Annotated in this window: 11 protein-coding genes and 1 pseudogene; 4 read left to right on the top strand and 8 right to left on the bottom strand. The window is 41.2% G+C overall.

The features are described from left to right. Genes secB through CWB85_RS14030 form a run of 3 tightly spaced genes read right to left on the bottom strand, consistent with a single transcriptional unit; the run spans position 1 to position 1,248 of the window. Positions 1-489: a protein-export chaperone SecB gene (gene secB, locus CWB85_RS14040; protein ID WP_016708489.1), complete on the bottom strand. Its 489-nt coding sequence runs from the start codon at positions 487-489 to the stop codon at positions 1-3. Between the two features lie 38 nt (positions 490-527). Then, a complete protein-coding gene (gene grxC / locus CWB85_RS14035; RefSeq protein ID WP_016708488.1) occupies positions 528-785 on the bottom strand; it encodes a glutaredoxin 3 in 258 nt (85 codons plus the stop codon). Positions 786-816: 31 nt separating this feature from the next. Further along, the gene (locus CWB85_RS14030; protein ID WP_016708487.1) at positions 817-1,248 is read right to left on the bottom strand and encodes a rhodanese-like domain-containing protein; all 432 of its coding nucleotides are present in this window, start codon (positions 1,246-1,248) and stop codon (positions 817-819) included. 200 nt (positions 1,249-1,448) lie between these two features. Between CWB85_RS14030 and gpmM the strand changes: the two genes are divergently transcribed. The 4 genes from gpmM to CWB85_RS14010 are packed head-to-tail and all read left to right on the top strand — an operon-like array spanning position 1,449 to position 6,236. Further along, a complete protein-coding gene (gene gpmM / locus CWB85_RS14025; protein ID WP_138555223.1) occupies positions 1,449-2,993 on the top strand; it encodes a 2,3-bisphosphoglycerate-independent phosphoglycerate mutase in 1,545 nt (514 codons plus the stop codon). Positions 2,994-2,996: 3 nt separating this feature from the next. Continuing rightward, positions 2,997-4,136, top strand: coding sequence for a murein hydrolase activator EnvC family protein (locus CWB85_RS14020; protein ID WP_138555222.1), 1,140 nt, complete (start codon positions 2,997-2,999; stop codon positions 4,134-4,136). A 35-nt stretch (positions 4,137-4,171) separates the two neighbouring features. Next, positions 4,172-5,431 carry a S41 family peptidase gene (locus CWB85_RS14015; protein WP_138555221.1) on the top strand — a complete coding sequence of 420 codons (1,260 nt, stop codon included), beginning with the start codon at positions 4,172-4,174 and terminating at the stop codon, positions 5,429-5,431. A 40-nt stretch (positions 5,432-5,471) separates the two neighbouring features. Beyond that, positions 5,472-6,236 (top strand): divergent polysaccharide deacetylase family protein, encoded by a 765-nt coding sequence (locus CWB85_RS14010; protein ID WP_016708483.1) that lies wholly within the window; start codon positions 5,472-5,474, stop codon positions 6,234-6,236. 488 nt (positions 6,237-6,724) lie between these two features. On the opposite strand, the gene CWB85_RS14005 is transcribed toward CWB85_RS14010, so the two are convergent. The 5 genes and pseudogenes from CWB85_RS14005 to ftsY all read right to left on the bottom strand — a co-directional run. Continuing rightward, entirely contained in the window at positions 6,725-7,456 is a 732-nt protein-coding gene (locus CWB85_RS14005) for an SDR family oxidoreductase (RefSeq protein ID WP_138555220.1), read from the bottom strand. A 741-nt stretch (positions 7,457-8,197) separates the two neighbouring features. Continuing rightward, positions 8,198-9,061 carry an RNA polymerase sigma factor RpoH gene (gene rpoH / locus CWB85_RS14000; RefSeq protein ID WP_016708480.1) on the bottom strand — a complete coding sequence of 288 codons (864 nt, stop codon included), beginning with the start codon at positions 9,059-9,061 and terminating at the stop codon, positions 8,198-8,200. A gap of 224 nt (positions 9,062-9,285) precedes the next feature. After that, on the bottom strand, positions 9,286-10,272 hold the full coding sequence (gene ftsX / locus CWB85_RS13995; RefSeq protein WP_138555219.1) for a permease-like cell division protein FtsX: 987 nt from the start codon (positions 10,270-10,272) through the stop codon (positions 9,286-9,288). Continuing rightward, the gene (gene ftsE / locus CWB85_RS13990) at positions 10,269-10,946 is read right to left on the bottom strand and encodes a cell division ATP-binding protein FtsE (protein WP_138555218.1); all 678 of its coding nucleotides are present in this window, start codon (positions 10,944-10,946) and stop codon (positions 10,269-10,271) included. The genes ftsX and ftsE overlap by 4 nt, the downstream gene beginning before the upstream one ends. Before the next feature lie 52 nt (positions 10,947-10,998). Continuing rightward, positions 10,999-12,141, bottom strand: a pseudogene (gene ftsY / locus CWB85_RS13985) (signal recognition particle-docking protein FtsY); the annotation flags it as partial. Between the last annotated feature and the right edge of the window lie 56 nt (positions 12,142-12,197).

The raw sequence follows: 12,197 nt of genomic DNA, 5'->3' as shown, positions 1-12,197 counted from the left end.
TTAAGCGTCTGCAGTTGCCTGTTCAGCTTGCGCTGCACGTTGCTGCATATATTGCGCGAATAACGCGTCAAAGTTAACAGGTGCAAGGTTAAGCTGCGGGAATGTACCACGGTTAACTAAGTTAGATACCGCCTCACGCGCATATGGGAAAAGTACATTTGGACAGAAAGCGCCTAGCATATGTGCAAGTTGTACTTCTTCAACTTCTGCGATAGTGAAAATACCCGCTTGTTGAATTTCACATAAAAACGCTGTTTCTTCACCGATAGAAGCAGTAACAGTGAGTGCTAATACAACTTCAAATACACCTTCGTCTAGTTTGTTAGAACGGGTATCAAGATCAAGTTTAACTTCAGGTGTCCACTCTTTTTGGAAAATAGCAGGAGAATTAGGCGTTTCAAAAGACACGTCTTTAGTGTAAATACGTTGAATAGTAAATTGTGGGCCTGTTTCTTCTTGTGCTGCTACGTTCTGATTTTCTTCGTTCATAATAATTCCTAACTTTTAATCGTTTTTATAATAAATATTTAAGCGTTCAACTTAGCATCAAGTTTACCTTGTGCTTCAATCGCCATCATGTCGTCACAACCGCCGATATGCTCATCATTAATAAAGATTTGCGGTACTGTGCTCGCCCCACCTGCTTTGGCGATCATTTCATCACGTAGCTCAGGCTGTACACCGATATCTATATTCTTATATTGCACACCTTTACTGGTTAACAATGCCAGTGCTCGTTGGCAAAAAGGACAATACGCTTTGGTGTAAAGAACAACATTACTCATAACAATTCCTCTAACGGCCTAACTAAGTAAATTAGCGACCTGTTGTCGTTGGTAGACCGGCACTTTGCCATGCCCCCATACCACCTGATAATACATATACTGATTCAAAACCAGCTTTATGCATGGCGGTTGCAATACCTGAGGCAGTCATGCCTGTGGTGCATACCAATATAATGGGTTTACTCTTAGACTTTTCAAGGCTTGAAAAGTCAGATTGTTTAGCTTTTTCAGGGCTAAGGTGCTCAGCGCCTGCAATACGACCATTATTAAATTCTTTTTGGGCACGTATATCTACAACTAGACCGTCTTCACGGTTAATTAATAACGTTAATTGTTGCGGATTTATTTGACGAATTGCTGAAAACTTACTTTTAAACCAACCGCCAACAATGAGTGCAACCAAAGCAACCCACACTAAACTTAATATCGGATGATTACCGACAAATTCAATATATTGATCCATGCGTCTTCCACTATGAAAATTGTCCCGCGCCTTTAGCGCTGGGGTTAAACGTAAGGGCAATGCCCTAGCCACGCAAGTATACGTGCTTGATTAGAAATTACCAGAGAGTGAAATATTTTAATATGCGCCTTTGATTGCTGATCATAACGATAAAACACGGTATGCTTAGCTTAAACAGGAGCTAATTTTCAGGAACCAAAATGACACAACATAAAAAACCTCTCGTATTAATGATTTTAGATGGTTGGGGATACCGTGAAGATGCACAAAGTAATGCAATTTTAGCGGCTAATACCCCAGTTTTAGATGAACTTTGGGCAACTCGCCCGCATACCCTAATTTCTGGTTCGGGTTTAGATGTTGGTCTTCCTGATGGGCAAATGGGGAACTCAGAAGTGGGCCACGTCAACCTCGGCGCAGGCCGTGTGGTTTATCAAGACTTTACTCGCATTACTAAAGCAATAAACGACGGTGAATTTGCCCACAACCCCGTGTTAGTCGAAAACATAGATAAAGCGGTCAATGCCGGTAAAGCCGTGCACTTAATGGGCTTGTTAAGTCCAGGCGGTGTTCATAGCCATGAAGATCATATTATCGCTGCTATCGAGTTAGCAGCAGAACGCGGTGCTAAAGAAGTGTATTTCCATGCATTTTTAGATGGTCGAGATACCCCACCACGCAGCGCAAAAGCCTCAATTGAACGTGTTGAAGCTGTGTTTAGTAAACTAGCTTGCGGTCGTCTTGCATCTATTATTGGTCGCTACTACGCAATGGACCGTGATAATCGCTGGAATCGGGTTGAGCAAGCTTATGACCTAATGGTAAGTGGTATCGCACAGCATAGCTACGATAATGGTGTTGATGCATTAGCTGCGGCCTACGAACGCGATGAAAACGATGAATTTGTAGCAGCAACAGCGATTACAGATAACGACCAGCAAGCGGCACAAATCAATGATGGTGACACGGTTATTTTCTTAAACTTTAGAGCTGACCGCGCCCGTGAAATGACCCGTGCATTTGTTGATGCAGACTTTGATGGCTTTGCGAAGAAAAAAGCCCCTCTGTTAAGCGGCTTTGTCATGTTAACCGAGTATGCAGCTGATATTGATGCACCTGCCGCTTTTTCTCCGGAGCCACTTAATAATGTACTTGGCGAATGGTTTGAAAAACACGGTAAAACGCAATTACGTATTTCTGAAACTGAAAAATACGCACACGTTACGTTCTTTTTTAGTGGCGGTCGTGAAGATGAATTTGAAGGCGAAACTCGCGAGCTTATCCCATCTCCGCAAGTTGCAACATACGACTTACAACCTGAAATGAACTCAGAAATGCTTACCGATAAACTGGTTGAAGCAATCAAGAGCGGTAAATACGACGCCATTATTTGTAACTACCCAAATGGTGACATGGTTGGTCACTCAGGTGTATTTGAAGCTGCTGTAAAAGCCTGTGAAGCAGTGGATCACTGTATTGGCCGTGTTGTCGCAGCTTTAGAAGAGTTTGGCGGTGAGGCACTTATTACTGCCGATCATGGTAATGCTGAGCAAATGGCAAACCCTGCCACAGGCCAAGCACATACCGCTCACACCAGTGAACCTGTGCCATTCATTTACGTTGGCCGTGATGCAACCCCAAGTGAAGGCAAAGCTTTAAGCGATGTTGCACCAACCATGTTGCATCTAATGGGTATGGAGCAGCCAAGTGAAATGACTGGCACACCGATCATGACTTTGAAGTAAACCATGAAAAAATGTGTTAAACAATTCATTGTTAGTACATTAATTATGTCTTCATTAGTGGTCGCTTCGGCTACCGCTAATGAAGATCGTACTAAAAAAGATCTCAGTGAAATTCAAAGTGCATTAAAGCAAAGTCAAGCAGAGTTGGCCGCCCAGCGTAAGGACATCGCTAAATCACAAAAAAGCCTACAGCAGCATGAACTCGATATCGCTAAAAACGCCAAAGCACTGAATATTGCAGAGCAGTCAATTCGCGATACCGAAAAACAACAAAAACAACAACAGCAACAAGCTGATACGCTTGAGAAAAAGCGTAAAGAGCAACAGCAAGCACTTGCAGCACAAATTAAAAGTGCTTACATGTCCGGCGGGCACGACTATTCAAAAATGCTGCTGAATCAAGAAAATACGGCACAAGTTGAGCGCACATTAAGTTATTACAACTACCTTAACAAAGCCCGTATCGAACAAATTGAAGAATTAAAAGCCCTACTGCTCGAAATCGAAGTGGTACAAGCTGAACTGGAAAAAACTAAACTCCATTTAACTGCCTTACATAAAGAGCAAGCCAATCGTCATCAAGCATTAGTTGCAGCACAACAGCAGCGTAAAGCAAATATCAATGAACTAAAAACCAAACTTAGCTCTACAAAAAACGAGATTGATTACCTAAAAGAAAACGAAAAAACCTTAGTCACAACCCTGCAAGAGCTTGAAAAAGAAAAAACGCAAAAGGTTGAACTGCTCGGCTTAGCGAAAAGCAAAGGAAAACTAGACTGGCCAACAAAAGGGAAAATAGAACATAGTTTTGGACAACGCAAACACGGTGGAATTGACTGGAAAGGCGTGTTAATTGGCGCACGAGAAGGCAGTAACGTGCAAAGCGTTCACAACGGTCAAGTAGTATTTGCTGATTGGCTAAAAGGCTATGGCTGGGTAATTGTACTGGACCATGGCGACGGTTTTATGAGTTTATACGGTCATACGCAAACCCTGTTAAAAGACGTTGGCGATATGGTTCGTAAAGGTGACATCATCGCCTTAGTGGGACAAAGCGGCGGACAAGCAAATTCTGGTCTATACTTTGAAATACGCCACAAAGGACGCGCAGTAAACCCTGTAAAATGGTGCAGACGCATTTAAGTGATTAAACAGCTGCACCCCGTTGGGAGCAGCTGATGCCACATACACAATACAAAATAAAACCGTTACAGCATTATGCTATAACGCGTGCCTATATCTGTTATCTGCTATTAATTAGTGTTTTCTTGTGCCTGAGTTTTAATAGCTTTGCCCTTACCAATGTAGGTGATTTAAAAAGCCAACAAAAAAGCGAAATCCTATTTAATATCCACGCCTATTATGTTGAAGATTTAGCACTGCAACAAAGCTTCGAAAGCAGCCAACAATTTGAAGCCTTACTAGCGCAACTCGATCCGTACTCTAAATACCTTAATGAACAAGAGTTAGAAGCGCTATTTAGTAGCACTAACGGGCGCTACACAGGGCTTGGTATAGAGGTAAAACAACAAGATCAAAAAATTGTTATTATCAACACCATTAACAACTCCCCTGCAGCCCTCGCTGGCATACAAAAAAATGATGTGGTACTTGCTATCAATCAACAACCGATAGTTAATAAAAACATTGACCAAGTTGCGCAAATGATTAAAAGCAGCGACACCGCATCAGTCATCTTAACAATTGAGCGAGCGAATGCTTTGCAAGCAATGGATTTTGATATTATTCGCTCTGAAATTAACATAGAGAGCGTAACCAGTTCTTTATCAAGCTTTGGAATAGGCTACTTAGCAATTAATAGCTTTAGTAATCACACCTTACATGATGTAGCGCGGCATATAACCGTGCTACAAAGTAATTATGGCTCAGCCCTTTCGGGGTTAGTGATCGACTTACGCGACAACCCAGGCGGCACATTACAAAGTGCCGTAGCAGTCTCGGATCTGTTCTTACAAAGCGGTACCATAGTCACCACCAAAGGACGCTTTTATGATGCAAATCAACATTATCGCGCCAAGAAAGGGGATATCCTCAATGGTGCCCCCATTGCGGTGCTGATCAATGAAAACTCAGCCTCAGCAGCAGAAATCTTAGCCGCGGCATTAAAAGACAATCACCGTGCTACGTTAATCGGTAGCCAGTCATTTGGTAAAGGTTCTGTGCAATCGCTGATCCCACTTGGTAATGGTAATACAGCCCTAAAACTAACCACCGCAAGATACTTCACTCCGTCAGGGCAATCAATTGATGGTGTTGGCGTGACCCCCGACGTGGCGATTAATCAATCAGGTCTTTCACAAATAGATAAAGTAGTTATAATAAAAAATGAACAAGGAAGCGACGATCCGTTATGGCAAAATTCAGACGTAACCGATCCTCTGTTATTAAAGGCGCAGCAGCTATTAACGATGAAATAAGTGTTGTAGCTCATAAAAAAAGATAATAAAAATTATAAACGTGAAAAAACTAGCTTGGCTATTATTGGCTATTTGCAGCTTACCCGCTGTTGCGGCAGGTAAACAAATAGCCATCGTGATTGATGATATTGGTAATCATCAACGCGACCTCGAAACCTTAAATTTACCAGGTAAAATATCGTTTTCGATTTTGCCTCATACCCCCTATTCACAAATTTTTGCTCGCTTGGCCAGTCAATCAGATAAAGAATTACTGCTGCATATTCCTATGCAAGCATTGGATAACAGTAAAGCACTTGGCCCAGGCGCACTCACCAGCGATATGAGCAAAGAACAATTACAGCATACACTCGGTAATGCCCTTGCCACACTGCCACAAGTTAAAGGCGTGAATAACCACATGGGCTCAGCACTTACTCAAGAAAGCCAGCCCATGAAATGGACCATGGAAGTGCTAAAGAAGCGCAACCTGTACTTTTTAGATAGCCGCACGACCGGCTTAAGCCAAGCGCAAAACGTCGCTAATTTATATGGTGTGGAAAATGTTGGCCGTCACGTGTTTCTTGACAATATTATTAGTGAACAACAATTACAATTTCGTCTCAACGAACTAAAGTATAAAGCCGAGCATTATAGCTTCGCCATCGCAATTGCCCACCCTTACCCTGAAACTATCGAGTTTTTACAGCGCAAACTCCCCGAACTGGAACAACAAGGCTTTGAACTCGTGCCGCTATCACAGCTAGTAGAGCGTAAATATATACAACTCGCGCAGGCCGAGAGTAAAGGAGTGAGTGCGAGGTAGAAAGCGGTCAGCGGTCAGCGGTCAGCGGTCAGCGGTCAGCGGTCAAATTTTAAGTTGAAAGCTACAAATTGCAAGGGAAAAGGTATTTTAGATTTTAGATTTTAGATTTTAGATTTTAGATTTTAGAAAACAGAATAGTCCATCGTTAAATTAGCCACCGTAGATTGTAGTTGAGAGCAACGAAACCCAACGATGTAAGAATAAAATTGAGTAACGGTGTAGAGCTGTGAGAAGCAAACGGTCGATCAAACTCATTTTTGGTACATAAACGCGTTATAGACGAAGGACAGCTGTGTGCCATTTGCAGACGGTCAGGAGTTATAATGTCTGAAGTAAAGATTTGCCGTAAGCAACTTGCTTAACAGCCACATCGACAGACGAAGTAAACGGGTTTGTTTATTGACTTTGAATTGACCGTCAATTTAAAAAACGGTCAAAAAGAATACTAGTGCCTATTGACAGAGTTAAGGCTCATATGTGTTATACGGCTATTTACCACCAGCTATATCAACAAATGTACCTGTAATAAATGATGCTTCATTTGATAGAAGAAATGCAATAGAAGAAGCAACTTCATCAGGTGTACCACCTCGTTGTAAAGGTATTAATGATTTAACGCGCTCAACTCTATTGGGTTCCCCGCCATCGCCATGCATCTCAGTATAAATAAAGCCTGGACGTACACAGTTTACACGTATGTTTTGATTAGCAACTTCAAGCGACAAACCAATTGTTAATGTATCTATAGCTCCTTTTGAAGAGGCATAATCAACATATTCACCCGCAGATCCTAACCTTGATGCAGCCGAAGATACATTAACAATTGCACCACCATTTTTCATTCTATTGATTGCTTCACGTGAACACAAAAAATAACTTGTGACATTTGTCGTTAGCACTTTATTAATTCTTTCAGCTGTCATTTCTGACACTCGCATTTGCGGTAACAATATACCTGCGTTATTTACTAAGTGAGTAATTCGACCTAATGATTTATCAATAGTATTAAATAGACGGATTACATCACCTTCTTTTGAAACATCCGCTTGTACAGCTATTGCTGTACCACCACCTTTTTCAATGTCCGAAACAACCTTAGCTGCCTCAATTTTATTAGAAATATAATTAACGCAAACAGCATAATTCTGTTTTGCTAAATATTTAGAGGTTGCAGCACCGATCCCTCGACTTCCGCCTGTCACTAATACTATCGGATTCATCGAAACTCCATTTGCCGTATAAAAGCGTATTACTGAGAATTCCCGTTAACACTCAATGTGTCGATTTCCAGAATTATCAAAATACGATTTTTACTAATTTAATTATTAATAACTTACACATAGCCTAAAGGAATTACAATTGTTTAGACTCTCCTATAACCGAGAATTTACCTATTCGAGAATGGGTAAAATTACATCACGAGGACACGCATAAAAACAGATTTAAAATCAGAAACTTAAATATTTATGGGGATTTTAACGAGAAGCCAATTATATTATATAACGAGAATTGATTATTTATTCATTAACACTTTGAATGCCTGCTTTGCTCAAAGCAGCCATTAGAGTATTTACCCTAACTTGTTTTGGGGCAGAAACGAGTTACGTCTGAAGGCCTGATTTTGGCACTGAGCCGTACTTCGGTAGAGGACTGACTTTAGACAGCCGATAATGCAAAATACTGGCGCTAATTGGTTGGGTACTTTTCATTGGGTTTCGCTGCGCTCAAACCAACATACGTTGATAATTATAAAGCGCAGCGCCTCTAAACCTCTTTGTGAATAAATTACTTTAAGCTCTTTTCTATAATGTTTCGCAACAGGGAAAGAAAATAACGGTGGCCACGTTTGCCACTTAAAACTTTCTCGTGCTTATGACTTATCGCTTAAAACTTATAACTTCCCTTAAAACAAAAAACCCCGCATTTTCATGCAGGGTTTTAATAATTTTGCAAAGCGGGTATTAGCTCATTGCTGTTTGTAGCTTTTTCATCGCTGTTTTCTCAAGCTGACGAACACGCTCTGCTGATACGCTGTATTTTTCAGCAAGCTCTTGCAGTGTTGCTTTTTCATCAGACAACCAACGAGCGCTAACAATATCTTGTGAACGTTCGTCTAAGGTTTTTAAAGCACTAAATAAACGTGTATGCGACTGTTCTTGCCACTGCTGTTGCTCAACTTCCTCAGCAAGGTCGTTGCTGCCATCTGTTAAGTATTGCACTGGTGAATAAGTGCTTGTTGGCGCGTCATCGCTGTCGTCACCGGTTAAATCAAAGCCCATGTCTTGGCCGCTCATGCGCGATTCCATTTCACGTACTTCTTTTTCACTTACACCTAGCTCGTTCGCTACCGTAGCAACTTCAGCTTGGTTAAACCAACCTAAACGTTTTTTGTTCTTACGAAGATTAAAGAACAGTTTACGCTGCGCTTTAGTGGTCGCAACTTTTACGATACGCCAGTTTTTCAGTACGAATTCGTGAATTTCAGCTTTTATCCAGTGCACTGCAAATGAAACCAAACGTACGCCCACTGACGGGTCGAAACGCTTTACAGCTTTCATCAGGCCAATGTTACCTTCTTGGATCAAGTCTGCTTGTGGCAAACCGTAGCCTGAATAACCTTTAGCTATATGTGCCACAAAACGAAGGTGAGACATGATGAGTTGCTTTGCAGCGTTAAGATCGCCATCTTCCTGTAAGCGAGTCGCCAACTCTTTTTCTTGCTCAGCATCTAGCATAGGTATAGTGCTTACCGCTTGAAGGTAGCCGTCCATACTTGCGCTTTGCTGTCCAACTGTGAGTGCCATTGCGTATAAATCTTTACTCATTTTTCACCTCGGTGATAAATATTTGAAACCATCTTAGCACTCTTTGACCTAGAGTGCTAACTTCAATTTAAAACTTTTTTTCGATTGAAGCAAGTGGTTTTTTAGTGTTTTTTTATTCTACTTTAAATGCCTGAATAAGCGATGAATTCTAGCTTTGCGGTCAATTGGCTATAAGAAGGTGATTCCCCATAACCAACTGAATCAATGATTATAATCAACAATTGTTACACTTTATCGGGTTCAATTTCTTTAATATAACGATTAACTGATAAATATGAACCTATAAACCCTAAGCTGGTCGCCAATAGTACTAAAGCACCAAATTCAGCAATACTCAAACCAATTAAATTAAAACTGGTTTGATATACGCCAGCAACTTCTGATACTGCTGAACCGAGCCACCACATCATTAAAGCGACACATATAAATGCAAACAAACCACCTATAATACCATACCAAATACCCGTCCATAAAAATGGCGCATGGATAAAGGTATTAGTCGCCCCTACTAACTTCATCACCTGGATCTCTTCTTTTTTATCCATGATTGATAAACGGATCGTATTACCAATAATTAAAGTAACCGATGTTAATAATAATAAGGCAATAGTAATGACGCTTTCTTTTAATAAACTTAACAATGCGTTTAAGCGCTCCAGCCACGCAATATCTAACTTACCAAAATCAACCTCTCGCTCTGCTTCAAGCTTTTTTAATAACGTTTGTGCTGCGTTTGGCTGACGATGGCGTGAAGTGGGTGTCACAATAACTACATCAGGTAAAGGGTTAGCGTCTAAATATTCAAGTGCTTGGCCAAAACCAGACACTTCTTTGAATTCAATGAGTGCTTTTTGCTTTGAGATAAAGGTGACATTGTCTATTTCAGGATAGAGCGCTAATCGCTTTACTAGCGTTTGCGTTTCTTGTTCACTCATGGACTCTTTAACAAATAATGAGATCTCTGCCGCTTCTTCAAAACCACTACTTACTTGCTGGACATTTTTAACGACTAAATACAAGGTTGCGGGTAATGTTAAACTCAAGCCTAGCACAGCAATGGTCATCATTGATGCCATCGGCGTACGCCACATTTCACCTAAACTATGTATACCTTGGCGAAAGATGTTCAGCGCAAAGAAATAGCAGGCTGCAAATAATGATTTTTTAACACGCTCATTTTGGCTTTTTCGACCTTTAAATAACAAGCTCATAGTGTTGCCTCTGCCAAAGGATCTTGGCTCATACGGCCATCTTTTAGTGTTAAACTGCGGTATTTCATTCGCGAGATCAGCCCTAAATCATGAGTCGCAATAAGCACTGTCGTACCATGATTATTAAAGTCTTCAAACAAGCGTAATATATCCATTGATAACTCAGGATCTAAGTTACCTGTAGGCTCATCGGCAAGTAATAATGGTGGAGAGTTTACAATTGCACGGGCAATCCCCACACGTTGCTGTTCACCGCCAGAGAGTGTTGATGGATGGCATTTAACTTTGTCTAGCAAGCCAACTTTATCCAGCGCACCATGAACACGCTTTGCAATTTGTTTATGATGCGTACCTTCGATGATCAAGGGCAGAGCAACATTATCAAAAATAGTATGGCGCTCTAATAAGCGATGGTTTTGGAAGATGATCCCAATATCACGTCGGACATAAGGAATTTGCCGAGATTTAACTGCGTTTAAATCAACACCATTAATAAAAACATGCCCCGCAGAAGGACGCTCCATTAAACTAATAAGTTTAAGTAAGGTACTTTTACCTGCGCCACTATGGCCGGTTAAAAATGCCAGTTCACCGGGTTTAACATGGAAACTAACTTTTTCCAGCGCTCGATGACCACCGGGATATGTTTTACTGACTTGCTGAAAATTTATCATTTTAGTTATCAATCATCCGCAGCTAAAAAGGGAGCAAGCTCCCTTTTGAAAATTAAACTTCGTCCTCATCTTGGCTAAATAGCGCATCAATGAAGTCATTGCTATTAAATGCGCGTAAATCTTCAATGCCTTCACCCACACCAATATAGCGGATCGGAATATTAAACTTATCTGCCACAGCGAAGATAACTCCACCTTTAGCTGTACCGTCTAACTTAGATAAAGTGATCCCGGTAAGACCCACGCATTGATTGAATAAATTAACTTGGCTAATGGCATTTTGTCCGGTGCCCGCATCGATAGTTAACATTACTTCATGTGGTGCATCGGCATCAATTTTCTTCATTACGCGAGCTATTTTTTCAAGCTCTTGCATTAGGTTATCTTTATTTTGCAAGCGCCCAGCTGTATCGGCAATTAATACATCTACATTTCGAGCTTTTGCAGCTTGAAATGCGTCAAAGACCACTGAAGCACTGTCTGCCCCCGTGTGCTGTGCAATTACAGGGATTTGATTACGCTCACCCCACACTTGTAATTGCTCAACAGCTGCAGCTCGGAAGGTATCACCCGCAGCAAGCATTACTGATTTACCTTGATCTTGAAATTGCTTAGCAAGTTTACCAATAGTGGTCGTTTTACCCACTCCGTTAACCCCTACCATCAATATCACAAAAGGCTTTTTATCAGCAGGAATTTCTAATGGTTGCTCTGCCGTTTTAAGCATAGCCGCCATTTCTTGCTTCATTAACTCATACAGTGCATCACCATCTTTTAATTGCTTGCGATTGGCAGCATCAGTCAGACGGTCAATCAGCTTCATGGTGGTATCAACACCTAAGTCGGCTGTTAATAGCTGAGTTTCAAGATCTTCAAATAATTCATCATCAATTTTCTTACCACTAAAAATCGATGCAAAACCAGAACCTAAATTTACTTTGGTTTTCAGTAAACCTTTTTTAAGGCGAGAGAAAAACCCTTCTTTTTTAGGCTTTTCTGCCTGTTTAGCTTCATCTTTGGCAAGCTCTGCAGTCAAGCGCTCTTGCTCTACCCGCTCAGCCTCTGCTTGCTCTGCTGCAATACGTGCTTGTTCTACACGCTCAGCCTCAGCTTGCTCTGCTGCAATGCGTTCTTGTTCTACACGTTCAGCCTCTGCTTTTTCTGCAGCGATACGCTCTTGCTCTACACGTTCAGCCGTTTAGATCTCTTAAGCGTAGCGATCTTTAAGAAAAATTTATTGCGAGTCTATCT

It is taken from the genome of Pseudoalteromonas sp. S1727 (assembly GCF_005886375.1).
GTDB lineage: Bacteria > Pseudomonadota > Gammaproteobacteria > Enterobacterales > Alteromonadaceae > Pseudoalteromonas > Pseudoalteromonas haloplanktis.
This window is presented reverse-complemented; position numbering and strand designations above follow the sequence as displayed.

Bases quoted from the DNA above. Each gene is read 5' to 3' on its own strand.
- grxC (WP_016708488.1), bottom strand. From the start codon at position 785: ATGAGTAATGTTGTTCTTTACACCAAAGCGTATTGTCCTTTTTGCCAA.
- rpoH (WP_016708480.1), bottom strand. From the start codon at position 9,061: ATGAGTAAAGATTTATACGCAATGGCACTCACAGTTGGACAGCAAAGC.
- secB (WP_016708489.1), bottom strand. From the start codon at position 489: ATGAACGAAGAAAATCAGAACGTAGCAGCACAAGAAGAAACAGGCCCA.
- ftsX (WP_138555219.1), bottom strand. From the start codon at position 10,272: ATGAGCTTGTTATTTAAAGGTCGAAAAAGCCAAAATGAGCGTGTTAAA.
- CWB85_RS14005 (WP_138555220.1), bottom strand. From the start codon at position 7,456: ATGAATCCGATAGTATTAGTGACAGGCGGAAGTCGAGGGATCGGTGCT.
- ftsE (WP_138555218.1), bottom strand. From the start codon at position 10,946: ATGATAAATTTTCAGCAAGTCAGTAAAACATATCCCGGTGGTCATCGA.
- CWB85_RS14030 (WP_016708487.1), bottom strand. From the start codon at position 1,248: ATGGATCAATATATTGAATTTGTCGGTAATCATCCGATATTAAGTTTA.
- CWB85_RS14020 (WP_138555222.1), top strand. From the start codon at position 2,997: ATGAAAAAATGTGTTAAACAATTCATTGTTAGTACATTAATTATGTCT.
- gpmM (WP_138555223.1), top strand. From the start codon at position 1,449: ATGACACAACATAAAAAACCTCTCGTATTAATGATTTTAGATGGTTGG.
- CWB85_RS14015 (WP_138555221.1), top strand. From the start codon at position 4,172: ATGCCACATACACAATACAAAATAAAACCGTTACAGCATTATGCTATA.